Annotated in this window: 27 protein-coding genes; 19 read left to right on the plus strand and 8 right to left on the minus strand. The window is 41.3% G+C overall.

All coding sequences use genetic code 11. The features are described from left to right. Positions 1-148 precede the first annotated feature (148 nt). The 3 genes from ACFSCZ_RS02560 (at position 149) to ACFSCZ_RS02570 (ending at position 2,097) form a co-directional block, all read left to right on the plus strand. A complete protein-coding gene (locus tag ACFSCZ_RS02560; protein WP_380772181.1) occupies positions 149-925 on the plus strand; it encodes a DUF2268 domain-containing putative Zn-dependent protease in 777 nt (258 codons plus the stop codon). A 123-nt stretch (positions 926-1,048) separates the two neighbouring features. Next, positions 1,049-1,273 carry a YuzI family membrane protein gene (locus ACFSCZ_RS02565; RefSeq protein ID WP_380772182.1) on the plus strand — a complete coding sequence of 75 codons (225 nt, stop codon included), beginning with the start codon at positions 1,049-1,051 and terminating at the stop codon, positions 1,271-1,273. Positions 1,274-1,347: 74 nt separating this feature from the next. Next, a complete protein-coding gene (locus tag ACFSCZ_RS02570) occupies positions 1,348-2,097 on the plus strand; it encodes a YjbA family protein (RefSeq protein ID WP_380772183.1) in 750 nt (249 codons plus the stop codon). A gap of 51 nt (positions 2,098-2,148) precedes the next feature. Here the strand turns inward: ACFSCZ_RS02570 and trpS are convergent, their stop codons facing one another. Further along, a complete protein-coding gene (gene trpS, locus ACFSCZ_RS02575) occupies positions 2,149-3,138 on the minus strand; it encodes a tryptophan--tRNA ligase (RefSeq protein ID WP_380772184.1) in 990 nt (329 codons plus the stop codon). 441 nt (positions 3,139-3,579) lie between these two features. Here trpS and ACFSCZ_RS02580 point away from each other — a divergent pair, with 441 nt between their 5' ends. From ACFSCZ_RS02580 to ACFSCZ_RS02595, 4 genes are all read left to right on the plus strand, one after another. Continuing rightward, positions 3,580-4,749, plus strand: coding sequence for a putative glycoside hydrolase (locus ACFSCZ_RS02580; protein WP_380772484.1), 1,170 nt, complete (start codon positions 3,580-3,582; stop codon positions 4,747-4,749). Positions 4,750-5,051: 302 nt separating this feature from the next. Next, positions 5,052-5,447, plus strand: coding sequence for a transcriptional regulator SpxA (gene spxA / locus ACFSCZ_RS02585; protein ID WP_380772185.1), 396 nt, complete (start codon positions 5,052-5,054; stop codon positions 5,445-5,447). A 369-nt stretch (positions 5,448-5,816) separates the two neighbouring features. Next, complete coding sequence (mecA, locus tag ACFSCZ_RS02590) at positions 5,817-6,476, plus strand: adaptor protein MecA (protein WP_380772186.1); 660 nt, start codon at positions 5,817-5,819, stop codon at positions 6,474-6,476. A 432-nt stretch (positions 6,477-6,908) separates the two neighbouring features. After that, entirely contained in the window at positions 6,909-7,130 is a 222-nt protein-coding gene (locus ACFSCZ_RS02595) for a hypothetical protein (RefSeq protein WP_380772187.1), read from the plus strand. A 212-nt stretch (positions 7,131-7,342) separates the two neighbouring features. Here ACFSCZ_RS02595 and ACFSCZ_RS02600 read toward each other — a convergent pair whose 3' ends face one another. Next, entirely contained in the window at positions 7,343-8,047 is a 705-nt protein-coding gene (locus ACFSCZ_RS02600) for a helix-turn-helix domain-containing protein (protein WP_380772188.1), read from the minus strand. A gap of 148 nt (positions 8,048-8,195) precedes the next feature. On the opposite strand from ACFSCZ_RS02600, the gene ACFSCZ_RS02605 reads away from it, so the two are divergent. Genes ACFSCZ_RS02605 through pepF form a run of 3 tightly spaced genes read left to right on the plus strand, consistent with a single transcriptional unit; the run spans position 8,196 to position 12,549 of the window. Next, a complete protein-coding gene (locus tag ACFSCZ_RS02605; RefSeq protein ID WP_380772189.1) occupies positions 8,196-9,320 on the plus strand; it encodes a class II histone deacetylase in 1,125 nt (374 codons plus the stop codon). Between the two features lie 48 nt (positions 9,321-9,368). Continuing rightward, positions 9,369-10,670 (plus strand): competence protein CoiA, encoded by a 1,302-nt coding sequence (locus tag ACFSCZ_RS02610; protein WP_380772190.1) that lies wholly within the window; start codon positions 9,369-9,371, stop codon positions 10,668-10,670. Positions 10,671-10,725: 55 nt separating this feature from the next. Continuing rightward, on the plus strand, positions 10,726-12,549 hold the full coding sequence (gene pepF / locus ACFSCZ_RS02615; RefSeq protein WP_380772191.1) for an oligoendopeptidase F: 1,824 nt from the start codon (positions 10,726-10,728) through the stop codon (positions 12,547-12,549). A gap of 724 nt (positions 12,550-13,273) precedes the next feature. Here the strand turns inward: pepF and ACFSCZ_RS02620 are convergent. The 4 genes from ACFSCZ_RS02620 to ACFSCZ_RS02635 form a co-directional block, all read right to left on the minus strand. Beyond that, positions 13,274-14,089: a ClpXP adapter SpxH family protein gene (locus ACFSCZ_RS02620; RefSeq protein ID WP_380772485.1), complete on the minus strand. Its 816-nt coding sequence runs from the start codon at positions 14,087-14,089 to the stop codon at positions 13,274-13,276. Next, positions 14,089-14,493 (minus strand): globin domain-containing protein, encoded by a 405-nt coding sequence (locus ACFSCZ_RS02625; protein WP_380772192.1) that lies wholly within the window; start codon positions 14,491-14,493, stop codon positions 14,089-14,091. The genes ACFSCZ_RS02620 and ACFSCZ_RS02625 overlap by 1 nt, the downstream gene beginning before the upstream one ends. Positions 14,494-14,671: 178 nt before the next feature. Continuing rightward, positions 14,672-15,319: a lytic transglycosylase domain-containing protein gene (locus ACFSCZ_RS02630; protein ID WP_380772193.1), complete on the minus strand. Its 648-nt coding sequence runs from the start codon at positions 15,317-15,319 to the stop codon at positions 14,672-14,674. Continuing rightward, positions 15,316-15,906: a CYTH domain-containing protein gene (locus ACFSCZ_RS02635; RefSeq protein WP_380772194.1), complete on the minus strand. Its 591-nt coding sequence runs from the start codon at positions 15,904-15,906 to the stop codon at positions 15,316-15,318. Before ACFSCZ_RS02635 ends, ACFSCZ_RS02630 begins: the two co-directional genes overlap by 4 nt. Before the next feature lie 141 nt (positions 15,907-16,047). On the opposite strand from ACFSCZ_RS02635, the gene yjbM reads away from it, so the two are divergent. From yjbM to ACFSCZ_RS02650, 3 genes are read left to right on the plus strand one after another with little or no spacing between them, the layout of a single operon-like run. Further along, positions 16,048-16,674: a GTP diphosphokinase gene (gene yjbM / locus ACFSCZ_RS02640; RefSeq protein WP_380772195.1), complete on the plus strand. Its 627-nt coding sequence runs from the start codon at positions 16,048-16,050 to the stop codon at positions 16,672-16,674. Positions 16,675-16,716: 42 nt separating this feature from the next. Further along, positions 16,717-17,517, plus strand: coding sequence for an NAD kinase (locus ACFSCZ_RS02645; protein ID WP_380772196.1), 801 nt, complete (start codon positions 16,717-16,719; stop codon positions 17,515-17,517). 8 nt (positions 17,518-17,525) lie between these two features. Continuing rightward, entirely contained in the window at positions 17,526-18,425 is a 900-nt protein-coding gene (locus ACFSCZ_RS02650) for an RluA family pseudouridine synthase (protein ID WP_380772197.1), read from the plus strand. A 540-nt stretch (positions 18,426-18,965) separates the two neighbouring features. Here ACFSCZ_RS02650 and prpE read toward each other — a convergent pair. Beyond that, the gene (gene prpE / locus ACFSCZ_RS02655) at positions 18,966-19,703 is read right to left on the minus strand and encodes a bis(5'-nucleosyl)-tetraphosphatase PrpE (RefSeq protein WP_380772198.1); all 738 of its coding nucleotides are present in this window, start codon (positions 19,701-19,703) and stop codon (positions 18,966-18,968) included. A 162-nt stretch (positions 19,704-19,865) separates the two neighbouring features. Between prpE and mgtE the strand changes: the two genes are divergently transcribed. The 4 genes from mgtE to ACFSCZ_RS02675 all read left to right on the plus strand — a co-directional run bounded on the left by mgtE (position 19,866) and on the right by ACFSCZ_RS02675 (position 24,672). Next, the gene (mgtE, locus tag ACFSCZ_RS02660; RefSeq protein WP_380772199.1) at positions 19,866-21,242 is read left to right on the plus strand and encodes a magnesium transporter; all 1,377 of its coding nucleotides are present in this window, start codon (positions 19,866-19,868) and stop codon (positions 21,240-21,242) included. Positions 21,243-21,295: 53 nt separating this feature from the next. Then, the gene (locus ACFSCZ_RS02665) at positions 21,296-23,146 is read left to right on the plus strand and encodes a monovalent cation:proton antiporter family protein (protein WP_380772200.1); all 1,851 of its coding nucleotides are present in this window, start codon (positions 21,296-21,298) and stop codon (positions 23,144-23,146) included. Positions 23,147-23,248: 102 nt separating this feature from the next. Beyond that, positions 23,249-24,028, plus strand: coding sequence for an enoyl-ACP reductase FabI (gene fabI, locus ACFSCZ_RS02670; RefSeq protein WP_380772201.1), 780 nt, complete (start codon positions 23,249-23,251; stop codon positions 24,026-24,028). Between the two features lie 134 nt (positions 24,029-24,162). Beyond that, positions 24,163-24,672 (plus strand): CotO family spore coat protein, encoded by a 510-nt coding sequence (locus ACFSCZ_RS02675; protein WP_380772202.1) that lies wholly within the window; start codon positions 24,163-24,165, stop codon positions 24,670-24,672. Between the two features lie 62 nt (positions 24,673-24,734). On the opposite strand, the gene ACFSCZ_RS02680 is transcribed toward ACFSCZ_RS02675, so the two are convergent. Further along, on the minus strand, positions 24,735-25,277 hold the full coding sequence (locus ACFSCZ_RS02680) for a CotY/CotZ family spore coat protein (protein WP_380772203.1): 543 nt from the start codon (positions 25,275-25,277) through the stop codon (positions 24,735-24,737). A 119-nt stretch (positions 25,278-25,396) separates the two neighbouring features. Here ACFSCZ_RS02680 and ACFSCZ_RS02685 point away from each other — a divergent pair, with 119 nt between their 5' ends. Together ACFSCZ_RS02685 and ACFSCZ_RS02690 are read left to right on the plus strand one after the other, a co-directional pair. Continuing rightward, positions 25,397-25,747, plus strand: coding sequence for a DUF1360 domain-containing protein (locus ACFSCZ_RS02685; RefSeq protein WP_380772204.1), 351 nt, complete (start codon positions 25,397-25,399; stop codon positions 25,745-25,747). Between the two features lie 331 nt (positions 25,748-26,078). Next, a complete protein-coding gene (locus tag ACFSCZ_RS02690) occupies positions 26,079-26,561 on the plus strand; it encodes a sporulation protein (RefSeq protein ID WP_380772205.1) in 483 nt (160 codons plus the stop codon). Positions 26,562-26,567: the final 6 nt, after the last annotated feature.

The raw sequence follows: 26,567 nt of genomic DNA on the forward strand, positions 1-26,567 counted from the left end.
TAGGTTTTTGGGTGTGTAGTAACTTCAATTATCCTTAGAATTCAGGGGGTGGCAATTTTTTTGCTTATAAAGCCCGCTATAAAGACATTCTATAGCCTATTTAATATAAAAGTTTTGACAATACGCGATAGGAGAGGGGGGTGGAAATATGGGAGTTATTTCTACAGATGAATGGTTGAAAGAAAGTTTTGACAGGCCATTGGAGTTATGTGAAAAATCTTATCCAAACGCGAAAAATCCTGCTCATTTTTACCAATATGCCAGAAAGTTTGGGATGTATAGGCCATCAAGAAAAACGTATGAACTTTTCCTGTCACTAAAAGAGCAAAAGGCATGGGACCATATTCAATCCTTTTATGATCACTATCGGGTTCTGTGGCAAGGGCCGGATGTGAAACTTTATATTTTTCCTGTTGAACCGATTCATCCATTTATAACAGATTTTAAAGGACGCTCAGGGCTGACATTTCCGGATAGTATCTTTTTATTTCTTTCTCCGGTCAAGGACGTAAAGTTATGGGAATCGCTTGTTGTTCACGAATACCATCATGCAGTAAGGATGAACCGTTTTCAAAAGGATCCGAAAGAGTATCATTTGCTGGATTCTCTCGTTTTTGAAGGGCTGGCAGAACAGGCAGTAAGGAAGTATTGCGGCAAAAGTTATAACGCGGAATGGATGGACTCTTTTAGTCGGGACCAGCTGCAGTTTTATTGGAAAAGGTTTTTTGAAAAGCACCTGTATGTCAAAAAAGATCATCCGCTGCATGATGATTTGTTATTTGGCGGAAAAAGAGGCCTGCCTGCTATGACGGGATATGCAATAGGTTCTGAAATTGTTAAAGGCTATAAACCCTTAACTGTACTGAATTCTTTTGAACTTCCCTCTGAAAAATTTCTTTTAGAAAGCAATGCTTTTCTCGATTAAACCTGGCAGGCATCCAATCAAACGGGTCCCTGCTTTCTTTCTGTCATGAGACGACCCCTCTTGAATATATTTATAGTAGACAAGCCTGAAAAGAAGTGAGTATTTGTTAACCGGGGGAACGCCATGCTGTTTAGAGCCGCCGTTTATTTAATTGGATTTGGACTGGCAATGGTTGGCGGGATCAATATCATCGCCTACTTAAACCTCTTGCCAATGGGGTATAGTTACTCGCAATATTTGATGTTTATAGGCAGGCGTCCTGAATGCTACTTATTTCCTGCCGGTCTCATCATTATCTGGTTTTCCATCTATGGTTTTCACTCCGGAGACGATCCTCCTTCCCGATGATGGATTTACAGGAATAAATTAACTCCAGCCTGCCCATACTGAAAAACAAATAGTTATGAAGTGAGGGGTTAAGGATGCTATATCTTCATGATGTATGGGTCAACTGGTTTGAAGGGGAAGAAAATGGATACAACGTTTGTCATTTTCATGAGTGGAGAAGAGGAGAAGATGTGATTGAGCTTCTTGATCAGGTACCACTTTTGTACATCGAGCATCAGTTATTTGATATGATTGAAAACGATATGACAGATCTCCCCCAAGAATTGTTAAATGACATTTGCAAAAAGGCTTATTTACGAAAAAACCATGAACGGATCGCATTGGAATATTGTTTCGTCGTTACAGATGGACAAGGGATCATGGCAGTGGATACGATGGGATATTCGATACCGCTTAGAAAAAGCAGGCTTATTCCCCGCCAGGAGCAGCTTGTTTTTGAGATGATTGAGGGAAATGAACAGGTAAAGTATATATTCAATCAGGAAAACAGGAAAAAAGAATATCACATTTTATCACCTGACCCAGTCTTAATGCGAGGCTTGACAAGAAGAGAACGCCATTTAAAGCAACTTCTTTTTATGGCGCTGGACCAGCTTTTTCACTCGAAAAATACGGCAGAAATCAGGTATTGGTATACAGAATGGGCTCCTCATTTGTATTCGGATATCCAAATGATGGACTTTGACAGCGTTTGGAACCATTTATATGAAGAAATAAAATATGGCTGGTCGGAAAAACATCAATTAATATGTGAGAATATGGTAAAAGGCCAGCCGTTTTTTGAAAAACTCTGGGAAATGGAGTATGATTCAAAGGTCAATTAAAAATTCCCCTTTTCAAAAGGGGAATTTTTTTTAGATTGACCTTCACAAATATTATGATCTTTTTCTGCCAAGTCCCATGGCATTTTCCATTTTTTTGAGCATCCGATTGGCTTTTTTACTTGCTTTTTCGGCACCTTCATCCAAAATGTCATCGAGCTCTTTGGAATCAACCAACTGGTAATATCTTTCCTGAATGGGACTCAAAGCTTTTACAACGACTTCTGCCAAATCTGCCTTGAAATCTCCGTATCCTTTTCCATCATATTCCTTTTCAAGCTCCTCAATGGACTTGCCCCCGAGGATGGAATAAATCGAGAGAAGATTAGAGACACCAGGCTTTTGATCCCGGTTAAACTTGATGATACCCTCAGAGTCTGTAACTGCGCTTTTTATCTTCTTCTCAATTTGCTTAGGTGTGTCAAGCAAGGTGATAAATGCCTTTTGATTGGAATCAGATTTACTCATTTTTTTCGTCGGTTCCTGCAGAGACATAATTCTGGCACCGACTTTAGGGATTCTGGCTTCCGGAATGGTAAAAATATCATTGTATTTTCGATTAAATCTTTCTGCAAGGTCCCGGGTAAGTTCCAAGTGCTGTTTCTGGTCTTCGCCAACGGGAACCATATCTGTATCATATAAAAGAATATCTGCGGCCATTAAAGGCGGATACGTTAACAGTCCTGCAGAAACAGCTTCTTTCCCCTGGGATTTATCCTTAAACTGTGTCATCCTTTCAAGTTCTCCGATATAAGCGATACATTGAAGCATCCAACTGGCCTGGGCATGTGCCGGGACTTCAGATTGGATAAATAGAGTGGCTTTCTTTGGGTCCAGACCTGCAGCTACATATAACGCGGCCAGGCCCTTTATATTTTTGCGGAGTTCCAGCCGGTCCTGCGGGACTGTGATGGCATGCTGGTCAACAACGCAAAAATAGCAGTCATAATCCTCCTGTAACTCAATAAATTGTTTGATGGCTCCTACATAGTTTCCCAGTGTAATCACACCACTGGGCTGAATACCAGAAAAAATTGTTTCCATATGATGAATCCTCCTACAGTATTGGGCGCAAAGCTTTTGTCGAGCTTTACAAAGCACCTATAAATGTTTGGTCATCGCGGCCAAGCCCCAACGGTCCAACGTTCCATAAAACCTTCAGGTGGAAAAAACCATTCGTCCCGGGCAAACCTGTGACGAATGGTTAAAGTTTGGACCGCCGAAGTAATTTTTTGGTGAAATATGTAAAAATACTGAACTATACTGCTTAATCTATGACATCATTATAAAGGTTAAACGCTTGACAATCAAGCAACTGCAGTGTTTCCCGGGCTTTTGGTATAAACGGGCAGTAAAAACAATCGTTTCTTTATCAAGCAAATATTGCTAAAATAGGTATGAATTAACGTACGGAGCATAAGGGCTTTTTACAAAAGGAGAGAACTAGTTTTGACTTTTAGAAAATTATTGGCCGTTGCCGGGGTGATGGGGATAATGTCATTAACCGCCCATCCGGTATTGGCTGAGGAAAACCTTTCCGTCCACTCTCATTCTGCAAGAGAAAGTGCAATGGCTTTGAAACCATTGCCCGTAGACTCGCCTCGTTTTGTATACGATTCAGGCCTGAATTTCGAGTACCCAGATGCGGTTAGAGGAATTTATGTAACCGGACATTCAGCTGGAGGAAGCAGGTTTGATGAACTGATGGACTTGGTTGATTCAACAGATTTAAATGCCATGGTCATCGATGTGAAAGATGACTGGGGTAACGTGACGTTTAAAGGTAAACAGGATTCTTCCTTTGCAGAAATTGGGAAAAGTTACATTCAGGATCCCAGGGCCTTGCTTGAAAAAATGGAAGAGAAACAAGTTTATCCTATTGCTAGAGTAGTAGTTTTCAAAGATTCCATTCTTGCAAAAGAAGAACCGGAGCTTTCTTTTAAGGATGACGGTAAAGTGTGGGCCAATGGGCGAGGAGAATCTTTCGTCAATCCATTTTTAAAGGAAGTATGGGATTACAACGTAAATATAGCCATAGAAGCAGCGAAGCTGGGTTTCCAAGAAATTCAATTTGATTATGTACGGTTTCCTGAAGGATTTGAAAATCGTGACGATCAATTGGAATACGGAATGGGCGAGTATAAAGATTTGGAAGAGGATAATGTACAAAAAAGGGTACATGCTGTGACTGACTTTGTTGCCTATGCACGCGAAAAATTAAAACCTTACGGAGTCAAAGTATCTGTCGACATATTTGGTTATACGGCTACGCTTCCCGAAGCTCCCGGGATCGGACAAAACTTCAGCAAAATCTCGGAGAACGTAGATGTCATATCCTCCATGATCTATCCAAGCCACTGGACTGGCTACTTTGGTATTGAAAAACCGGATTTGGAACCTTATAAGCTTGTCCGCGAATATGCGAAAGTGGAAAACAAGAAGCTGGCTGAATTAAAAGATCCGCCTATTTCCAGGCCTTGGCTTCAGGATTTCACTGCCTCTTACTTGGGGAGCGGTAACTACCAGGTATATGGAAAAGCTGAAGTAGAAGCACAAATCAAAGCACTCCATGACTCGGGCATACACGAGTATTTGCTTTGGAACGCCGGAAACACATACTCCAAAGGAGTAGACTATACGCCGGACAAAGAATAAGATGCGTTTATGCATGGAAATGTTTTGACTGGATACAGTAAGAAATAGAAAAAATGTAAGGAGGGTGTTTTAACCCTCTTTAAAAGGGTAAAATATAGCAGAAGATCTATTGTAACAGTTCCTTTGAAAGGAGGAATACAGATCGTAAAAATTCCAAAAATAACTATTCAATCAGCCGAAAATAGTGTATAATACATAATAGAAAGTGTTTAATAATAATCATTTTAAATAACTATTTTTTTATATATGTATTCACAAAGTTCTTTACAGAATTTAAATATAAAATGGGAGTGTTTCATTATATGGTCACATTATACACTTCACCAAGCTGCACATCATGCAGAAAAGCTAGAACATGGCTGGAAGAACAGAATATACCATACAAAGAACGCAACATCTTTTCCGAGCCATTAACCCTAGAAGAAATTAAAGAAATTTTAAGGATGACGGAGGACGGAACAGACGAAATAATTTCAACGCGTTCAAAAGTATTCCAAAAGCTGAATATCGATTTGGACTCCCTTCCGCTTCAGCAACTGTTTGATATTATTCAGAAGAATCCGGGACTGCTTCGCCGGCCGATTATTCTCGATGAAAAACGTCTGCAGGTAGGTTATAATGAGGATGAAATCAGACGTTTCTTACCGCGGAAAGTCAGAACGTATCAGCTTCGCGAAGCTCAAAAGATGGTCAATTAAATTGATGCCTTTAAAAACCTTCATGCTCTGGATCAGATGTATGGAGGTTTTTTTGCTAAATACAAAAAAGACCATTTATGGTTTAAAGATCAAATGGCATTTAGCCGGCTTAGCTATTTTAACGGTGTTCAGTTGAATTTTTTGAAAAATCCCTTGATTTTACTGCATATATTAGTTACGATAGGCGCAACATTGTTGATAGGCATATGATGGTTTATGAAATGGGGATAAATAATGTTTCCCTTTTTGCGCGGTTTATCATAAAATAAGGAGTACAAGGGGAAGAAAAATAATCATTTATACTTTGCACCTTGCCGGGATAATTATCCCTTCAACACGCCACCCTACAAAAGAAGGGAGAGTTGTTTTGTGGAGATCGAGCGTATTAACGAAAATACAGTAAAATTTTACATTTCGTATGTCGATATAGAAGAAAGAGGCTTTGACCGTGAAGAAATTTGGTACAGCCGCGAAAAAAGTGAAGAGCTCTTTTGGGAAATGATGGACGAAATTCATCATGAAGAAGAATTTGTGCCGGAAGGTCCGCTGTGGATTCAAGTTCAGGCACTTGACAAAGGCCTGGAAGTGTTGGTCACTAAAGCGCAATTGTCCAAAGATGGACAAAGGTTTGAATTGCCGATCCCTGACGAAAGGCTGAAAGATCTTCCAATAGATGAAAGAATTGAGGAATTTCTTGACAATCATCTTCAGTTTAACCATGATGAAAGACAAGAAGATGACTTGCTTGAATTTGTCTTGTTGTTTAATGATTTTGAAGATATCCTTGATCTTTCTAAAAGGCAGGGCCTGGATGAGATCCACACGAAGCTTTTCTCGTATGAAAACAAATATTATTTATACGTGAAATTCATGGATGATTTTTCAGACGAAGACCAAATGGAAGATGTATTAAGCATTCTTCTGGAATACGGCCATGAATCCTCTTTGACCATTCACCGTCTGGAGGAGTATGGGAAAACAATTATTGACCAGGACGTGTTCCACACATTAAGTGAATACTTCGCTTAAAAAAACCGATTTCTTATGGAATCGGTTTTTTTATGTTTCAGTGGGTTTGTCAAACGATATAGGTATGATTTTGTGTAAAATCCAGTTCCGATCGACAAAATGCCCTGGTAAGCCCTGTACATAAAGCACTGGTGTATACGATGCTGCATATAGCACCGGCCATGCTCGGGTGGTCCACCCTGTACAGCTGGTTTGTGTCCTGGATAGCTATAGGATGAACCCAATCGAGTAGTGGAGTGTGAAAAATGAAAAGCGAAAAGCAAAGCCCGCAGATCAATTCAATCAAGATGTAGAAATCCGAAGACAAAACTTAAAAAGGAAGTTGAAAGCAGTGGGTTGGCTTCAGGTGGTGGGTCAGGTAGTGAAGCAAATTTACTTTCTCAGCTTTATTCAATAAGTGACAACCCTGCTGAATCCTTAGGAGAAAAAACGTTGCTGACAGGAACGTGGATACAGGCAGCCGGGCAAGTTCTAGAGGCGCTGGGAGTACCTAAAGAAGTTGCAAAAGACAATATTGAAATAATCATTGATGGACAGAGACTCGCCATAACAGGAGACATCTTACAGGGTGCCGGTGCTTTAATTGCAGCTGCTGGTGGAACTGAAGTATTTTATGAGGAGTATACTACGAATGTACCAGACTTTATACCTTAAGGAAGGATCTATTCCAGTACATTTTTTTCCATTAATAATAAAGGCAGCCCCCGCTGACAGAACATATTTTTGTCTACCGCTGCCATAGGAATTGCGTGGGTCCAAGCGTGCAATCAGCATTATTGGATGAGCAAAAACAAAATGGTCATATTACAAGATCGGGGAGAGGGTTCCTCGCTCTGTTTTCTGGTTCCTGGAATGTGATTTAAAAGTCACAGCAGTTGTACAAGTTGGGTTCTGTTTCGGACATTATATTTTTGATAAATATTTTGCAGATGCTTTTTAACTGTATTGGCAGATATGAATAGCCGATCGGCAATCCCTTGATTTGTGTATCCCTCTTTTACTAATTTGGCCACTTCGGCTTCGCGTTTTGACAGAAGAGGATAGATATGATCCAGTCTTAACTGATGAAGTAAACAAGAGGTGATGATATCGGACAAATACTGAAGGCGCAGGCAATCCTTTTTAGAAAAGGGTCTTTTGCCTATTTTTTGTGGAATTCTAATTATACCAATCATCGTACCTTTATAGGTTAATGCCAGTACCAACTCATCGAAATATCCATAAGAGTCCATAAATTGATAGTAGGGGGACTGTAAATATAATTCAGTATCAATTATATCCGCTAATCGAATAGCTTTTTTCCTTTGATAAAGGTCAAAGTTTTTTTGGGGGTGCAAAAAGTCGTATTGATAATATTTCTCCTGATAATCAAAAAGGGCTTGTTCACATAGAAGATAAGCTTCAGGATCCTGTAAATGACCAGATCTGTCGACATGCCAAAAGATTGCTTCATCATAACCAAAATATACAGAAAGGTTTTCCAGAATGGCTGTACGAATGCTGCATGCAGGCTTTGCAATTTGAGCTGAAAATTGTAGCATCTGCTCGTATTCAGCAATCGTTAGGATCATACTTACCGCCAGCTCCTTCACTTTTATAGTAGTTTCAATTCTATTAAACTATTGTAAAAATTACAAAAAATAATACTTTTGGGTAATAGTAAACGTGGAAATTATACCTTTTAATAAAAGATGACTAATGGATTTGGAGGGGATCAATTTGGAGAAAAAAACCGGATTTATTTGCGATGAAAGTTATTTTTGGCATAATACTGGAAATGGTGCTTTATTTATGCCGCCAGGCGGATATATTGAGAGTGATATCCATGGAGAAAATCCCGCTACTAAAAGAAGGTTTAAAAACTTGCTTGAACGCAGCGGTCTCATGAAACAATTAATTCAAATAGCTCCCCGTTCTGCTACAGTAGAAGAGATTAAATATTATCATACTGAAGAATACATCCATAGAGTCAAAGAATTAAGCGATGCCGGATTTGGAGATGCAGGTGAGCTGGCAATTGTAGGAAAGGAATCCTACGAGATTGCTCTTCTGTCAGCAGGAGGAGCCATCACAGCTGTTGAATCGGTTGTCAAAGGGGAAGTGGATAATGCTTATGCCTTAACAAGGCCACCGGGCCACCACGCAGAGGCTGATTTAGGGATGGGATTCTGTCTGTTTAACAATGTGGCCATTGCAGCTAAGTATGCCCGTAAAGAATTGGGGATTCAAAAGGTCATGATATTGGACTGGGATGTACATCATGGGAATGGAACAGAATCTGCTTTTTATGATGATCCAAACGTTTTGTTTATTTCTCTCCATCAAGAGAGATTATATCCAGCCGGACGCGGAAGGGCAGAAGATGTAGGGAAAGGAAAGGGAACAGGGAAAAATGTAAATATTCCGCTTCCGGCCGGGACTGGGAATGCCGGCTATATGTATGCGATGAGGGAGATTGTACAACCCGTAGCAGAGCAATTCAAGCCAGAATTAATCATAATTTCTGCAGGTCAGGACCCCGGAATGTTTGATCCTCTTGCACGTATGATGATAAATGCGGACGGTTTCAGACAAATGGCCCGCTTTATGGTGGACTTGGCGGATGAACTTTGTGATGGGAAAATTGTAGCTTGTCACGAGGGAGGATACAGTACTGCGTACGTTCCTTTCTGTTCTTTGGCCATCGTTGAAGAAATGTGCGGACACCGAACAGATGTGGAAGACCCATTTGCGGAAGGGTTTAAAGATCTTCCAATTGAAGAATTATATGATATTCAGCGCGAATTTGTAAATAAAGTAAAGGACATACAATCAGCTTATTGGAATTTCAGCGTGAAAGTATAGAGCAAAGGAGAAAGCCCTCCCGGTAGCATTTTAACTGGGAGGGTTTTAATGCTGGCCTATTCACTGATACAAGAGAGTTTAAGGAGGACAAACAGCGATGATGAAGAATATAGTACATTAGAAAGGAGTGGTGTTTTGTTAACTGCATATACAAAAGAAGGTGAATTAGTTACTCTGATTGGCGCTGCCCGTGAGCAAATTCTTCAGTCTAGAGAAAAAGAAACATTTTTTTGCCCCATTTGCGAGGAGCCGCTTATCTTAAAAGCAGGCCACGTAAGAATTCCTCATTTTTCCCACCGGCGATTTTCCCCATGTACGTATGTCTCTACTGAACCTGAGAGCCGCAAGCACCTGAAAGGAAAGCAGGATCTTTATGAATGGTGCAAATCTCATCAGCTGCCTGTATTACTGGAGCATTATTTGCCGGAGATTAAGCAGCGTCCGGATTTGCTTGTCCGAACAGAGGACCGTACGTACGCCATTGAGTTTCAATGTACGCCTATTCCGGTAAAATCAGTGGCAAAGCGAACTTCCCGTTATCTTTCAGCAGGAATCACTCCTGTCTGGATCCTAGGGGGAATGCCTTATCATAAAAAAAGGAACAACCAAACTTTCGAATGGAATGAATATTACTGGTCTTTATCTGTCAAATATGATCAAAATATCCTCCTGGCAGGATATGAGCCTGATCATGAAATTTTTTCTTTATTAACCCGCGTAACCCCTTACACCCCAAGGAAAGTATTTGGCCGATTAAGGCAATGGCCCATCTCTCAAGTTGACTTCCCTTTCTGCCACTTCAGAGACAGCTCTGATATTCCATTGAAAAACTGGCTTGCTGAAAAACGGAATTGGATGCAGCAAAAGGTTCGTTATGGAAACTTGGCAAGAGACCCCTTCCTGGAGGCAGTGTATACAAATAAGAAAAATCCCTTCCTGTTGTCACCCGTTATCGGTATTCCTGTTTTTTATATGGAAAGTTTTATTTCCCATCCGGTTGAATGGCAGTTTTTTATATGGGCTGATTGTCTAAAACAAATAAACTTAAACAAAAATATTTCACTCAAGTATATTACTTATAAGCTTCAAACTAGAATAAAAAAAGGAGAACTGTCTCTAAGAATCCTTCCCATGCATGAAAGAGATCAGTGGAAAAAAGCAATTGCTCACTATTTTCAATTACTTGAACAACTGTTTTATTTTCAACAAGCAGGGAAAGACTTATATAGAAGTTCAGCGCCTTTTCCGTGGCCATCCCATGTGGATCAAACAGGTCGCATGGAAGCAGATCTATTTACGGCATTAGCGAAAATTCAGGACAAATGTCTGGCAGGATTTTCTATTCAGTAATAGAATATGTAAGATATATGCAAATGGGATCATGACAACGAATGGAGGATGCGAAATGAGCCAGGATTCAAATGTAAAAACTCTTCCCGGCCGATCTGAGGTGAAAGAAGAACTGACGTGGAGGCTGGAAGATATTTTTCAGACTGATGAAGAGTGGGAACAGGAATACAGTTCCATTCAGAAGGCCATTCCCGAGGGTGAAAAATATAAGGGCACGCTTCATGAAAGTGCAGAAACATTATATAACGCTTTACAATTTCAATCTCAGCTTTCTGAACGATTGGGTAAACTTTATACATATGCACATATGCGTTATGACCAGGATACGGCCAATTCGCATTACCAAGGGTTAAATGCACGTGCTGAATCGCTGTATTCACAGTTTGGAAGTGTTTTTTCTTATATTGTTCCAGAAATTCTGGCAATGGACGAAAGCAAGCTGAAAGGCTTTTTGGAAGAGAACGTGGATTTACAGCTTTACGAGCACGCATTGGATGAAATTAACCGGCAGCGCGGACATGTGTTAAGTGCAGAACAAGAGGCATTGCTTGCCGAGGCTTCTGAAGTTCTTCGTTCATCCAGCAATACATTTGGCATGTTAAATAATGCGGATCTTGTGTTTCCGGTGATAAAAGATGAAGAGGGGAACGACGTACAGCTGTCACATGGAAATTATATTCGGTTTTTGGAAAGTCAGGACCGCCGTGTACGGGAAGAAGCGTTTAAAAATGTATATGATACATATGGGAAATTTGCCAATACATTTGCCAGCACGTTAAGCGGAACGATTAAAAAGGATAATTTCTATGCGAAGGCAAGAAATTATAAATCAGCCAGGCATGCGGCTTTATCAGGGAATAATATTCCGGAGAGTGTCTATGACAACCTGGTTTCCACCATTAATCATAACCTGCACCTTCTTCAGCGGTATGTCGGTTTGAGGAAGAAAGTTCTTCAGCTGGATGAACTGCATATGTATGATCTGTATGTTCCGCTTGTAAAAGATGTAGATATGGAAATCAAGTATGAAGAAGCGAAGGAAATCCTGTTGGAAGGTTTAAAGCCGCTCGGTGATGAATATATCAAAATTCTGAAAGAAGGTTTTGACAACCGCTGGGTTGATGTTGTGGAGAACAAAGGCAAACGGAGCGGAGCCTATTCTTCAGGTGCATACGGAACCAATCCGTATATTTTGATGAACTGGCAGGACAATGTAAATAATTTATTTACATTGGCACATGAATTTGGGCACAGTGTACACAGCTACTATACCCGTAAATATCAGCCTTACCCCTATGGAAATTATTCCATCTTTGTTGCAGAAGTTGCTTCTACCTGCAATGAAGCTTTATTGGGAGATTATTTGCAGAAAACAACCGATGATAAGCTGAAACGGATGTATTTGATTAATCACGATTTAGAAGGATTTCGCGGGACCGTATTCAGGCAGACAATGTTTGCCGAATTTGAACACCTCATTCATCAAAAAGCGCAAAACGGTGAGGCGTTGACACCAGATCTCCTTACACGGCAATATTACGAGCTGAACAGGAAATATTTCGGAGAAGAACACCTTCATATCGATGAAGAGATCGGACTGGAATGGTCCAGAATTCCTCATTTTTATTACAATTATTATGTATACCAATACGCAACAGGTTTCAGTGCCGCTACTGCTTTAAGCCAGCAAATCCTTAATGAAGGGGAAGAAGCTGTAAAACGGTATCTGCAGTTCCTGCAGGCAGGTAGCTCAGATTATCCGATTGAGGTATTGAAAAAAGCAGGGGTTGATATGACATCCGCTGCTCCCATCGAAGCAGCCTGCCGAGTATTTGAAGAAAAGCTGGATGAAATGGAAAAGCTTTTAAATGAAATGTAAAAATAGTGAAAGAGCCGGCTAACGTGGCCGGCTTTTGTTTTTCCGTAAGGCCTTATGAAAAAAGGGAGGGAGGGCTACCTTCCGTTTCTAAGCTTTTGCCGGATTCTCCTAAAAACTCCAGGGGTTCCGGTATGCCATTCTGTTCGATAGGGGGCCCCCGAGTTGCTGAGATGCCCTCGTGTTGCGTAAGGTTTCTCTCAAAAATGCCCCCGAGTTTTCGAAACCACGTCATCTTCGGTTGGTTTCTTTACGAAACACTCCTGAGCTTTGAAAGAACATCCAGTTCGGAGGGATTTACCTACGAACACCTTAAAATTTTGACAAGGAGGCTATTTTACCGTAAGGATCCCGCAAAGCCCAAAGTCCCCAATCCAGAAGCTTGAAGGCTTTCCGCCCGTACTCCAAATAAAAAATTGCAGCCCGAGTGCTGCCGCAAATGCATCCGTACGCCTAATGAAATCCTCTGAACTTATTCCGGCTATTCAAAAGAGAAATGAAAATGAGTATGGATAGGAATAACAAAGGGGCTGTAATATAAATGGGGATTAACTGCATGAGTCCAAGCATATTTATATAAAAGCTAAAGATGAAAAAAAGGATGATGAAGATCATCAGGATTTTCCGCATGCTGCTTTACCCTCCTTTTCATATGCCTGCTTTAGATGGTTATGCAGGAGCCCCTTTTTTATGAACAAAAAAAAGAAAGGCAGGGAACCTTTCTTTACTAAAATGAGCCGCATCTCCAAAATGAACCATTGACTGTCTGAACTTTTTCCACCTTTTGCTGAAGTTGAAGTTTCTTCAATTTCCTTTCCATTTGCTGGTATGAGACGTCATATATAATAGACAGCTCATGAGTTGAAACAATGGTTTGACCGGAAAGATATTTTTCCAATGGAGGAATTTTGATCGGATGAGCAATACCATCCAGCATTTCCTTTAAAATTTGAACATAGATGGAATATGAATAAAGGCCAGTAATTTTCAATCCTTCATCCTCAATATGTTCGTTGAAAAATACCATGGCCGGCATTTCCGTTACATCCATTTCAGATGAAATTCTGATATCGCATTGGAAAGCTCTCGCAGCACTTGATGAATAGATGTCCCGGATAAATTCTTTGATGTCCAGTCCTGCTCTATAGGCGCATTCTTCTAACGTATTAATATCCGTTATATTTGCCTGTTCAGCAAACAGCATTTCCTGCAATCTGTGTAAGAAGCGGTTCCCGGCTTTTTTTCCCTGCAGTTCGGCAGCTTTGATGCTGATCGCAGCTAAATGGGGTACAACTTCGCCGGGCTCCGGAAGTTTTCCGGCAGCTTTCTGGCGTTTATACTTTTTGCCGCTGTTCAATACAGTAAGATCCCCGCAAAGCACATGTTTCAACGTGAAATATTCACCGTATTGAAGTTCCAGTTTCTTTATTATAGGCATGAGCAGCCAGCATTCTTCGCAAAATGGATCTATAAAAACATAGATTTCAAGCGGTTTATTCCGAATATTACTGGATTTAAGCAATTTCTGCTCTTTCCATTCCATCACAGTGCGTCACCCTGCGTATTTTCATCAGGTGTGTTGATCATATGGTTGGCTGTCATGGCAAGCCTGGAATAAAAAAAATCCCGAAAAGAGGGTTCAAGTTCAACTTCATCCATGGCATCACTCATGCAGCTTAACCAAGCTTTAGCTCGAAGTGGAGTAATTTCATGGGGTAAATGCCGTGCCCGCATCATAGGATGTCCATGTTCTTGTGTATATAAAGGAGGTCCCCCCAAGAATTGAGTGAGAAACTGTTTTTGCTTTCTGGCTACTTCTGATAAGTCATCAGGAAATATAGGAATTAAGTCGGGATGATTGCCAACCCGTTTATAAAAGGCATCCACAAGGGAGGATAGCTTTTCTTCTCCAATTGCGTCATACGGCGTCAATCTCTTTTCAACCATATGAATCGCTCCTTTTTCTAAAATAGTAAGTACATTGTATCAACGCCTATAAAATAACACAACCAAATCGCATTACAGCGATTGTTTCAAAAAAGACTGCCCCCAAAGCAGATAGATGCTTCCTGGACAGTCCTTGCAATAAAGCTTTATTTCAATGGTAAGTTGCATTTTTCATTGGTTAGCTGTTAAACGTATCCGTTACTCTTCTGACATAATTTTGAGTTTCTTTAAAAGGAGGAATGCCACCATATTTGTCAACATTGCCGGGCCCTGCATTATAGGCTGCAAGAGCCAACTTGAGGTTGCCATGATACTTATCAAGCATGCTGCGCAAGTATTTGCTTCCTCCCATGACATTTTGTTCCGGATCCATAATATCTGTGACACCCAAACCGCGTGCTGTGGCAGGCATGAGCTGCATTAAACCGGAGGCCCCCGCTTTACTGACTACTTTAGGGTCAAAGTTTGATTCATGGCGAATGACAGACTTTATTAATTTTGCGGGGAGGTTGTATGTATCCGCAGCACGCTGAATAATTTGTTCCAAGGATCCATGTTGATGTAATGGGGCCGCGTTATTGGTTTTTTTTATGGGAACTGTTTTTTCTGCAGGCTGTTGGAACGTATTCTGAAAAACCAATCCGAGTGTATTGAGCTGATCTGCCGCTTCTTTCATCGTCCCCAAATGGTTGGCTGTAATCAGCTCCTGAAGCAAGGATGCAAACGGTGGAGTGCCCGATACCATTCCGGGGTTTGCGGGCCGGCTGGAAAAGCTTTGAAGAGACTGCAATTCAAGCAAAGTTTTAATATGGCCTAATGTATTCATACAGATCCCTCCCTTTTTGCATGAAAAAACCTCTTAATTTTATTATCGGATTCCTTCCTGGGAATGTTAAGTTTATATAAAAGTTCATAAAAATCTTTTTCTCCCTGAAAGGCATTTGATTCATCGACTTCATACTCAATTTCAAAATCTTCCTTATGTAAATAAGTATTATGGTCGAACATCAGCCATCCATTTTTATAGCGGGCCTGGGATCGTTCCGTTTGAAGCATCCCCTGATATTCGATCGAGGTAAAGGATGTCTGCATCAAAGTTAATTCTTCCCTGACCTCACCTTGTGGCACTCCCTTTCCTGCCAGCATGGAAGAGGCTTCTTGGGGGGAGATGGACTGATTAATTTCCAGGTTTCCTACAGGGGCTGCTTTCTTTAATGTAAGCTCGCAGCTGCCTTCTTTTTCTCTGATCCTCAGCGCAGCTTGCTGCATCCCAAGTGAGAGGTTTTTTGTATCAAAATAGTAGTTTTTTTGAGTAATAAAATCATTTTTTCTAACCTGAAAGTATTGTAAAAGGACGTCGAAATCCTCTTTATTAACCATATTTTTAAATTCTACTTCAATATTTCTGCTCAATTTTGTTCTTCCTTTCTAACGCCATAAGTTTATTATCGCTTTTTTGAGTACTTTGTTCAATGTATGTCTGCTTACTTTTATGCTAAAATGGGTTCGTATAAGAGCCTGAGCTCAAGCAAGATCATAGAGGTGAATGACGTTTTGGATCATTGGGATCAATTTTTAGCACCATATAAACAGGCTGTGGAAGAATTAAAAGTGAAGTTGAAAGGATTGAGAGGCCAATTTGCCAATCAGCGATTTCACTCGCCTATTGAATTTGTAACTGGCCGGGTGAAACCAGTAGCAAGCATCTTAGTAAAAGCAAATTTGAAAAATATTTCGATGGATAAATTAGAGAGGGAAATTCAAGATATTGCCGGACTCAGAATTATGTGCCAGTTTGTGGATGATATCCAGACTGTCGTTCAGCTTCTTAGAAATAGAAATGATTTTCGTATCGTAGAAGAGCGGAACTACATTCATCATAAAAAGCCGAGCGGCTACCGCTCCTATCATGTGGTTATAGAATATCCCGTACAGATGGTGGATGGTGAAAAGAAAATTCTGGCAGAAATTCAAATCCGGACGCTTGCTATGAATTTTTGGGCCACCATTGAACATTCTCTCAACTACAAGTATCACGGACAAATACCTGATGAAATTAAAAAAAGATTGCAGGCAGCTGCAGAAGCAGCCTTTCATCTGGATGAACAAATGTCTGAGATTAAAGATGAAATTCAAGAAGCTCAAGTTTATTTTAAGAAAAACAGAGAAACCAGTGAATGAACAGATGGGAACTTAATATGGCTGACAGAAAGGGTGCACAGGATGAGGTTTTCAGTGCTTTCTAAAGGAGATTCGACTTCCAATGCGTTAATGCAGAGAATCATTACCTATTTGCAGGATTTTGAATTGATTTACGATGAGGAAGAACCTGATATTGTTATTTCTGTTGGTGGTGATGGCACGATTTTGTATGCATTTCACCGCTACAGCTCAAGGTTGGATAAAGTCGCTTTTGTCGGGGTACATACGGGCCATTTGGGATTTTATGCCGACTGGCTGCCCGATGAAATTGAAAAACTGGTAATTGCCATTGCAAAAACACCATACCAGGTTGTTGAATACCCATTGCTTGAAGTAACCATCCGCTACAGAAACGGCGGAAAAGAATCGAAATATCTCGGTATGAATGAGTCAACTGTTAAGAGCACTGTCGGTACGTTTGTAATGGATGTGGAAATTAGAGGAGAACATTTTGAACGCTTTAGGGGAGACGGTCTCTGTGTGTCCACGCCATCCGGAAGTACGGCTTATAACAAAGCTTTGGGAGGAGCGATTATTCATCCCGCCATCCATGCCATTCAACTTGCTGAGATGGCTTCTATCAACAATAAGGTGTTCCGAACGATTGGTTCTCCGCTCATTTTGCCTGCTCATCATACCCTTACGCTAAAACCGGTATATGTGCATGATTTTCATGTGACCATTGATCATATTAATGTGATGCATCGTGATGTGAAATCCATCCAGTTCCGGGTTGCAGACGAAGTTGTACGATTTGCACGTTTCCGGCCGTTTCCATTTTGGAAAAGAGTCCATGATTCATTTATTTCGGATGAAGAGTAGGGAGAAAGATGTCACGGTTTACACTGGAGTGGGTAATCTCCAATAATGATGCAGGAAAAGAAATTAAGACATTTTTGGGCGAGGAACACATTTCAAGAAGGGCTTTGTCGGATATAAAATTTGCCGGCGGGTCCATTTTAGTGAACAGTAAGGAGAGAAATGTCCGTTATGTATTAAAAGAAGGAGACAAACTGGTCGTTGCATTTCCTATTGAACCGGTGAATCCCAATCTGGCCAAAGAGCGGATCCCTCTGGATATAATCTATGAAGACAGAGATCTTTTAATAATTAATAAACCGCCATTCATGAGCACTATTCCTTCAAGGGAACACCCCGCAGGAAGCATAGCCAACGCATTGGCGTATTATTACGAACAGAAGGAAGCACTTGAGCCTGCCATTCATATTGTAACAAGGCTTGACCGGAATACTTCAGGCCTGCTCCTGGTGGCAAAACATCGTCATGCCCATCATTTATTTGGCCTTCTGCAGCAGGAGGGGAAAATATTTAGAGCGTATGAAGCCGTTGCAACGGGGGTTTTTAGCAGTAAAAAAGGCATGATTGATAAGCCGATAGGCCGAAAGCCAACAAGTATGATTGAAAGAGAAGTAAGAGATGATGGAAAAAAGGCCGTAACCATTTTTGAAGTGAAGAAACAAATGAAAGAGGAAGCTTTTCTGAGACTGGTTTTACAGACAGGAAGGACCCACCAAATTAGAGTGCACTTGGCTCATATCGGCCACCCTTTGCTGGGAGATGAATTATATGGAGGACCTTTAAGTAAAATATGCCGCCAAGCCCTGCACTGTAGTGAACTTTCGTTTATGCATCCTTTTAAAAAAGAAAAGATGTTTTTTCAGGCTCCGCTGCCAGAAGATATACAGCAGCTTGTCAGATTAAACACATGATCTTTTATTGGCTTGCGGGCAGTCCAGTGAGAACGAATGAGATAAAAGGACTGACCGCAGATGATGAAGTTCATTATATAAAAGCTCTGTGGTGATGGTAATAAAACTTTGTAAGACGGCAAGTGATAGATGATGTCAGCCGAACTGTTATCCAGGGAATAGTTTGTAAAGGCCGTCCAGAATCGATCAAGTTGCCCGTATAGGTGCCATAAGCTGCAAAAACGGTCGCCAAGAAATGTTCAAGCCCGCTGCTCGTGCCCTGCAAGGTTTAAAACGGCCGCATACATTCAGAACAGTTGATCAAACTCCCGGGCTGGCCGGAGGCATTGAAGTAAAATAATAAAAACCGCAGCTGGTCCTATGGATCGCATATGGTGATACTGTAAAATTTCCATGTGAGCGCAAACAGCCTGCAATGTTCTCCCGAGGACAGCCGCACCTAATTTCGGGACTCCACCCATTTCATGTATTCCACCGTCAGAAAAATGGACACTGAAAATGATGTTTGCTGTGCGATAAAGTAACTTTTTCATTCCGTTATTAAGGAAATGAACTGAATTTTTCCGGTACATAAGGCATCGTGGAGGGGACGGACACTGTTTCTCTCTCCGGATATCTTAATGCAGTCAATTTCCCGCCAAATACGCATCCTGTATCAATATTGATCGTCCGGCCTATGATCCGAGGTTCTGCCACAGGCGTATGTCCATATACAATATATGCACTTCCAGTATATTTTTTTGCCCAATCCCTTCTGACCGGCCTTCCGTCCGGGAGTGTTTCTCCGGTAATATCCCCATATAGTACAAAGGTTTTTACACTTTTATTTTTCTTTCCTATGTATTCTGCTTTTATACCGGCGTGTGCAATGACCAGACAGCGGTCATCAAGGATATGATATAGCGGAGAACCTTCATATAATTCCATAAACATTCTTTTATAATGGTTTTCTTCTTTATGTGAAAGATTGTTTAATTCGGCTACAGTTGTTTCAAGTCCGTGGGTAATTTGAACATTTCGCCCCAGAAAATATCTATACAGTTTATTGCAGTGATTTCCGGGGGAATAATAGGCCCCATGGTGTTTCCACAATTCCCAAACGGTTTTGATGACTTTCAGGGAGTCGGGGCCTCTGTCCGTCAAATCGCCGACAAATCCCAAAACTCTTCCTTTCGGGTGCAGAGGTATGCCTTTTTCCCAAGAATAACCGAGCTTTTGTGTAAGGCTTTTTAATTGAGAAAAGCATCCATGAATATCGCCGATCACATCTATTTTCAACTTCATCCACCCATTTCTGTTGGAATACATTTTACCATTTCTCTGTATAATTGATCTTTGCTATTATTATTGTATGAATCGCCCAATGAACATGCAAATATCGGGCGACAGGGGTAAAGGACTTTATTCAGGAAAGAACGAGCGGAGAGGAGGCAAGTCCAAGTGCTTGAAATCAACCAAGAAGAACAAGAACAGTTAAATGAAGAACTATTGCTGGAAGCATTGCATCAAGAAAATATTATGGAATTTCGAGAAGAGTTTTTGAATTTGCACCCTTATGATCAGGCAAAATTTTACTATAAAGCGGATCATGAGGATCGGCTGAAAATTTATCAATATTTATCTCCAAAAGAAGTGGCCGATTTTTATGAAGTGCTGGATTTGGAAGATGATGAAAATAAAGATATATTGGCAGAAATGGAGCCGCAGTATGCTGCGGATATGCTCTCTTTCATGTATACGGATAACGCTGTTGACGTGTTAAATACGCTTGATAAACTACAGGCCACAAGCTATTTGACCATTATGAACAAGGAAAGTGCGCAGGAGATCAAAGACCTGCTCCACTATGAAGAATCAACGGCCGGAAGTATCATGACAACGGAATATATTGCCATTTCAGCAAACCAGACCGTCCGCTCCGCCATGCATATTTTGAAAAATGAAGCTCCAACCGCTGAAACGATCTACTACGTGTTTGTCATTGATGATGACAGAAGACTGGTTGGGGTAATATCACTCCGTGACCTCATCATCAGCAACGATGATACGATGATTTCAGAGGTTATGTCTTCGAGGGTGGTCTCCATTACTGTGGATGCCGACCAGGAGGAAGCGGCCAAGCAGATGCGTGATTATGATCTGCTGGCCCTTCCGGTTGTTGATTTTCAAAATCACTTGCTGGGAATCATTACAGTTGATGACATTATTGATGTCATTGATGAAGAGGCATCAGATGACTATTCCAAGCTGGCAGCTGTAATGGATGTTGACACACTCGACAAGAACCCCTTATCTGCTGCAAAAAAACGTCTCCCTTGGCTGATTATCTTGTTATTTTTGGGGATGTTTACCGCCAGTTTAATCGGGAGGTTTGAAGATACGCTAAACCAGGTATCTATATTAGCAGTGTTTATTCCATTGATTGCCGGAATGGCAGGGAATACTGGGACACAGGCACTGGCCGTAGCTGTCAGGGGGATTGCAACAGGAGAACTGTCAGAAGAGAGCAAGTGGAAAATGGTCCTTAGAGAAGGCGGAACAGGATTGATTACAGGCTCTATCTGCGGAGTGCTGGTCGTTGTTGTTGTCTATTTATGGAAAGGTGAGTTGTTCCTCGGCTTCCTTGTCGGGTTCTCCATTTTAGCTTCATTATTTGTTGCTACATTGGCTGGTACCCTGGTTCCCATTCTTATGCATAAGCTAAAGATTGATCCGGCAGTTGCTTCAGGTCCTTTTATTACAACGATGAACGACCTGACTTCGATCTTGATTTACTTCGGCCTGGCCACCATGTTTATGAACTATTTGATTCACTAATAATCAAATGAGAAACTTGCGTAAAAGCAAAAAGGAAACGGGGGAAGAAGCCTATGGAATCGGAATCATCTCTTATTTCACTTGTTATTGTCATGCTGGTTGCTTTTGTAACACCGCTTCTTCTTCATCGTTTCCGTTTATTCTTTATCCCGGTTGTGGTTGCGGAAATTATTATGGGTCTTATTATCGGGAAGAGCGGGCTTAATATAATTTCTCACGGCATGTGGCTGGACACATTGTCGACACTGGGGTTCATTTTTTTAATGTTTCTCAGTGGACTTGAGATTGACTTTTCCGCCTTTGGCAGAAGTGGAAAAAGGGGAGAGCTGCCAAATGGAAAAAAAGAACCGAACCCGCTGGCTGTGTCCTTTGCCATTTTTGTGGGTATTTTCCTTTTGTCTATCATCCTTTCCTATTGGTTTGTAAGGGCAGGCTTTGTTGATAATATGATGCTGATGACCCTGATTATTTCAACAATTTCTTTGGGTGTAGTCGTTCCCACCCTAAAAGAAGCAGATCTCATGAAAACCGGTATTGGCCAAACGATCCTCCTCGTAGCAGTTATTGCCGATTTGGCAACGATGATCCTGCTGTCCGTATTTGTTTCGCTGTCCGGTGACAGCGGCGGGCAAATGTGGCTGATCCTCGTGTTGTTTGCTACAGGGGTAGTATTTTACTTTATTGGGGCCCAATTTAAAAAAGGAAACATGATTGCCCGATTGTCAAGCGGTACTGTTCAAATTGGGACGCGTGCCATATTCACGTTGATTATGGTTTTGGTGGTCCTGTCTGAATCGGTTGGAGCAGAAAATATCTTGGGAGCTTTTATTGCAGGGACACTTGTTTCACTCCTTAACCCGGACCAGCAAATGATTCGCCAGCTGGATTCATTTGGATATGGTTTTTTTATTCCTATTTTCTTTGTCATGGTTGGCGTAGACCTTAATCTTTGGGCGTTGTTGAGCAACAGGAACATGCTCCTGCTTATTCCGCTGTTATTAATGGCTTTGTTTATTTCTAAGCTGGTTCCGGTGCTCCTGTTAAGGCGGTGGTATGATAAAAATACGGTATGGGCGTCTGCATTTTTACTAACCTCCACATTGTCACTGGTCATTGCAGCAGCCAAAATTGCTGAAAGAATGAATGTGATCACTGCGGAGATGAGCGGTACACTCATATTAGTGGCAGTCATTACTTGTATTTTGACACCTGTCTTATTTAAGAAATGGTTCCCGAAAGAAAATACGGTAAAGAAAAAAACCCGCGTCAATTTTGTAGGTGCCAATCAAATGTCTCTTGCAGTCTCCAAAGAACTGAACGCAACGGAATTTGATGTGACCATTTATCATAAAAAAATCGAAAAAGCAGACTCGCCGACAGCGGATTCAACATTTGATATTAAGGAAATTGACGGGTATGATGAGGCAATATTGGAAAAGGAAGGTGTCTTTACCGCCGATATTTTATTTATTGCAACGGGGGATGAAGAATTAAATGCAACGCTCTCAATAGCGGCAAAAGAACGTGATATCGATAGGGTCATAGCCAGAACCGAGAGCCCCGATCTGGCCAAACTTTTAGCGGAACAGGATGTAGAAGTCTTTTCCATGATGCTGGCGACGACCGCGTTAATCAAAGCTTTGATAGAATCCCCCCATATTGCTGACATTATGACGAGTGAAGAGATAGCCCTGCACGAAATTCAGTTGAAAAACAGAACATATGATCAAATGACGCTCCGTGAATTCCCATTTACAGGCGATGTGATTATCGTTAGGATATTTAGGGGTAAAGATTCTATTATTCCTCACGGCGATACAGAGCTGCAATACAACGACCGGTTGATTGTAACAGGATCATTTGAATACGTTGAAGAATTGACAAGGGAACTGCAATATAAATAACAAGATCTGGGAGATTCCTGTTTACAAACCAAAAATGATTCGTGTATGATTAGTACTAGGTACTAATAACATGTAATAAAGTTTGTTTAGGGAGGAATAAATATGCTGTCTTTGGCAGGAAAAACCTTTGTCGTCATGGGGGTAGCAAACAAAAGGAGTATTGCGTGGGGAATCTCCAGGTCTTTACATAAGGCAGGCGCGCGTCTGATTTTTACGTATGCAGGAGAGCGTCTGGAAAAAAGTGTGCGCGAATTGGCTGTGACATTGGAGGGGCAGGAATCACTTGTTCTTCCGTGTGATGTAACAAAGGATGAAGATATTGAGGCTTGTTTCAGTCAAATTAAAGAACAGGCTGGTCCCATCCATGGGATTGCTCACTGTATTGCTTTCGCGAACAAAGAAGAATTGTCCGGTGATTATTTAAATGTAACCCGTGACGGATATTTGCTTGCTCAAAATATCAGCTCCTATTCTTTGACGGCTGTGGCCAAGGCCGTTCAGAAGCTGGATCTGATGCCTGAAGGCGGAAGCATTGTCACGATGACCTATCTGGGCGGCGAAAAGGTGGTCACAAACTATAACGTCATGGGAGTGGCCAAGGCTGCTTTGGATGCGAGCGTCATGTACCTGGCAAATGACTTAGGAAAGTACGGCATAAGGGTCAACGCCATTTCTGCCGGTCCGATCCGTACATTATCGGCTAAAGGAATCAGTGATTTTAACAGTATTCTAAAGGAAATTGAAGAAAAAGCACCGCTTCGGAGAACAACTACACCTGAAGAAGTAGGGGATACGGCTATATTTTTATTCAGCGATCTTTCCCGCGGGATTACAGGAGAACGTATTCACGTGGACTCCGGCTATCATATCTTGGGAAATTAAGAATAAGGCAGGGCTGTCCAGAACATCAACAAACGATTTTCTGGACAGCCCCTTTTGTTTTTCCGGAGTTGCATCAAAGCTGGAAATGCATACATATATTATGAAAGTCTCACCGATGGAGGAGAGAGTCTGGTATGAACACCGAAAAGCAACCTGCTCACCCAAAGCCGTTATTATATATTGTGCAGCCTGCATTTTCAGAACCCAAGCAACTCATACAAAAAGAATTTACCTCTGACGTTGAACAGGCTCCTGTTGAAAGGGAATTACATGAGAAGAATATGAAAGAAATAAGGACGGCAGGAGAGACCGAAGAGGAAGAAGTCATTGTGGAGGAAAATGAGGCGGCGGAAAATCCTCCTGTTTCAGCTGCAGCGGACTCCAGACCGCCCACTATTCCACCCAGAGCATTAACTGGGGGACTTACTCCTGTAAAATCCTTTAAGGCTATGACGATTAAGGAAAAGCTCTATGATTTAGCGAACCGCCCCCAATTTTATTCCTGCTTGTTTTTGACTGAAAAAGACACGGTTATTGGGAAGTTACACAAGTTGCAGGATGACCGAATCATCGTAGTCTCAAATTCAGGTGAATGGATAACAATTGAAAAAAAACAGCTGGCGGATATCCGTATCTATGGGTAATGAAAAAGACGGAAATGGCCGCTGCTCCATTTCCGTCTGTTAACATTCTTTGCTCGAAGTCATTAATCACAAAGCTGCAGGTCGACATCCGCAATGCATTGGACTGCACAGAAGCAATGAAGGTCGACTGTAATACAGCTGTTGCTGCGGCCCCAGTCTTTTACCTCGCATAGCTGAGCGTAATCAATATTGCCATTGGCATCTATGATGTTGACAACCGTTCTGCCGTCACTCTTCAAAGGCACCAGTACCCTTAATGTTGCACAGCAGTTATCAAAAATTTCCTCTACCCGGAAATAAATTGATACACATTTACCTTGGTGTCCTTTGTAAAGTCCTTTCAAGAATTCACCGTTTTTAAACGTTAATGTGAATACGCGAGTGTCTGCGTGTTTTTTACCGCGTACACCCAAATCTCCAAGCGGCTCTACAAAACAGCTGGATGTGCATGGCTCGCACTCGTCTTCTGCTTGATCTTGTATATCTTTAATGGCTTTGACTACCTGACAGACGCAATTTAGTGAACAACCGCAGCCGCCGTGTCCTTTATGTGAGGATTGGCCGCCGGTATGATCGAATGAAGATTCCATTTCTTCGAAGCCCATTATATTTTCCTCCTTCTGTGATGTTCATTGACATTAATAACATATACATCAATGGGTCATAGTGTAACGGACAAACGCCTGTTTTGGTCAAAATAGGCAAATGAGGAGCGTGAATACGTATGACTTGGCTGGAATTTGTACTGTTTGGGATGGCTGCATTTCGTCTCACCAGGCTTATCGTATTTGACCAAATTACTGATTGGATGAGACGTCCTTTTATGGATAAAGTTGAGGAGATAAACAGTGAAGGAGAGACAGAAGTTTATTTCCTCCCTAAGGAAAGCGGGCTGAGAGGATGGTTAGGGGCACTGCTCAGCTGCTACTGGTGTACCGGTATTTGGGTAACTGCCGGAATGTTTTTGGCACGCACATACACACCTCTATTATATAAACCGATGGTAATAATTTTTGCTGCTGCAGGCCTTGCTGCTCTTATTGAAACATGGGTACAATCAAAAAACATAGGATAAACTGGGAGTTTGGTAAAACTGCAATACATTTTTTTCATAAGATAGATGTAGATGCACCCTGCATCCAATATATGTACAGGAGTGATAGGATGAAAAAATACGGAACTTCTTCCAATCCGGCTGTGCCTGTCTATAAAAAAAAGAAAAGAAAAAAAGGTTGCGGCTGCGGAGGATCTATGAATCGGCCAAGATAAGGGAAGCGATCAAACAGGGATATTCTTTGTTGAATATCCCTGTTTATTTATTTAGGGCAAGACTGCTTCTTATTTTCAGTCATAATTTGCCTGGAATAGTGAAAAATAAGCGTATCATGATTCAAGCGGAGGTAGCCATGCTAACGAAATCAATCAAAATTACTGTTATAGCCGCGTTTCTTTTCATGTTTGCCGCATGTTCCTATGACAGCGGAAAAGAACATGATGAGAGTGATACGGCACTGATCAAAACGACCAGTCCTCCGCCCATTGAACTAAAAGAAAGAGAAGAGGATGATTCGGTCGCCTATCAGGTCAGGAAAGAAGTACTCAACATGGACGAGATCTATGATGCAGCAATTATTGAGGGCGATAAAGAAATTATCGTTGCCTACAAAGTAAAGCATTTTCAACGGTTCCGAATGAAAAAAATTGAGAAAGACCTGACGAAAAAATTAAATAAGAAATACCCGGAGGACAAATTTATCGTTTCAAGCGATTACAAAATTTTTTTGGAGGCCATCCGGTTAAAAGAGGATTTAGATGATGACAACTTATCCAATGATGAAGCATCCAAGCGATTCAAAAAAATTATCCGGTTAAAAGAAGAAATGACATAGGAGAGA

Origin of the sequence: Siminovitchia sediminis (genome assembly GCF_042680885.1) — a bacterium.
Lineage (GTDB): Bacteria > Bacillota > Bacilli > Bacillales > Bacillaceae_C > Siminovitchia > Siminovitchia sediminis.

Bases quoted from the DNA above. Each gene is read 5' to 3' on its own strand.
- ACFSCZ_RS02650 (WP_380772197.1), top strand. From the start codon at position 17,526: ATGTCACGGTTTACACTGGAGTGGGTAATCTCCAATAATGATGCAGGA.
- pepF (WP_380772191.1), top strand. From the start codon at position 10,726: ATGAGCCAGGATTCAAATGTAAAAACTCTTCCCGGCCGATCTGAGGTG.
- ACFSCZ_RS02690 (WP_380772205.1), top strand. From the start codon at position 26,079: ATGCTAACGAAATCAATCAAAATTACTGTTATAGCCGCGTTTCTTTTC.
- ACFSCZ_RS02560 (WP_380772181.1), top strand. From the start codon at position 149: ATGGGAGTTATTTCTACAGATGAATGGTTGAAAGAAAGTTTTGACAGG.
- ACFSCZ_RS02620 (WP_380772485.1), bottom strand. From the start codon at position 14,089: ATGGAATGGAAAGAGCAGAAATTGCTTAAATCCAGTAATATTCGGAAT.
- ACFSCZ_RS02675 (WP_380772202.1), top strand. From the start codon at position 24,163: ATGAACACCGAAAAGCAACCTGCTCACCCAAAGCCGTTATTATATATT.
- ACFSCZ_RS02580 (WP_380772484.1), top strand. From the start codon at position 3,580: ATGGGGATAATGTCATTAACCGCCCATCCGGTATTGGCTGAGGAAAAC.
- ACFSCZ_RS02625 (WP_380772192.1), bottom strand. From the start codon at position 14,493: ATGGTTGAAAAGAGATTGACGCCGTATGACGCAATTGGAGAAGAAAAG.
- trpS (WP_380772184.1), bottom strand. From the start codon at position 3,138: ATGGAAACAATTTTTTCTGGTATTCAGCCCAGTGGTGTGATTACACTG.
- spxA (WP_380772185.1), top strand. From the start codon at position 5,052: ATGGTCACATTATACACTTCACCAAGCTGCACATCATGCAGAAAAGCT.
- ACFSCZ_RS02565 (WP_380772182.1), top strand. From the start codon at position 1,049: ATGCTGTTTAGAGCCGCCGTTTATTTAATTGGATTTGGACTGGCAATG.
- ACFSCZ_RS02645 (WP_380772196.1), top strand. From the start codon at position 16,717: ATGAGGTTTTCAGTGCTTTCTAAAGGAGATTCGACTTCCAATGCGTTA.
- ACFSCZ_RS02665 (WP_380772200.1), top strand. From the start codon at position 21,296: ATGGAATCGGAATCATCTCTTATTTCACTTGTTATTGTCATGCTGGTT.
- ACFSCZ_RS02570 (WP_380772183.1), top strand. From the start codon at position 1,348: ATGCTATATCTTCATGATGTATGGGTCAACTGGTTTGAAGGGGAAGAA.
- ACFSCZ_RS02685 (WP_380772204.1), top strand. From the start codon at position 25,397: ATGACTTGGCTGGAATTTGTACTGTTTGGGATGGCTGCATTTCGTCTC.
- fabI (WP_380772201.1), top strand. From the start codon at position 23,249: ATGCTGTCTTTGGCAGGAAAAACCTTTGTCGTCATGGGGGTAGCAAAC.
- ACFSCZ_RS02600 (WP_380772188.1), bottom strand. From the start codon at position 8,047: ATGATCCTAACGATTGCTGAATACGAGCAGATGCTACAATTTTCAGCT.
- ACFSCZ_RS02610 (WP_380772190.1), top strand. From the start codon at position 9,369: ATGCTGGCCTATTCACTGATACAAGAGAGTTTAAGGAGGACAAACAGC.
- ACFSCZ_RS02680 (WP_380772203.1), bottom strand. From the start codon at position 25,277: ATGGGCTTCGAAGAAATGGAATCTTCATTCGATCATACCGGCGGCCAA.
- ACFSCZ_RS02630 (WP_380772193.1), bottom strand. From the start codon at position 15,319: ATGAATACATTAGGCCATATTAAAACTTTGCTTGAATTGCAGTCTCTT.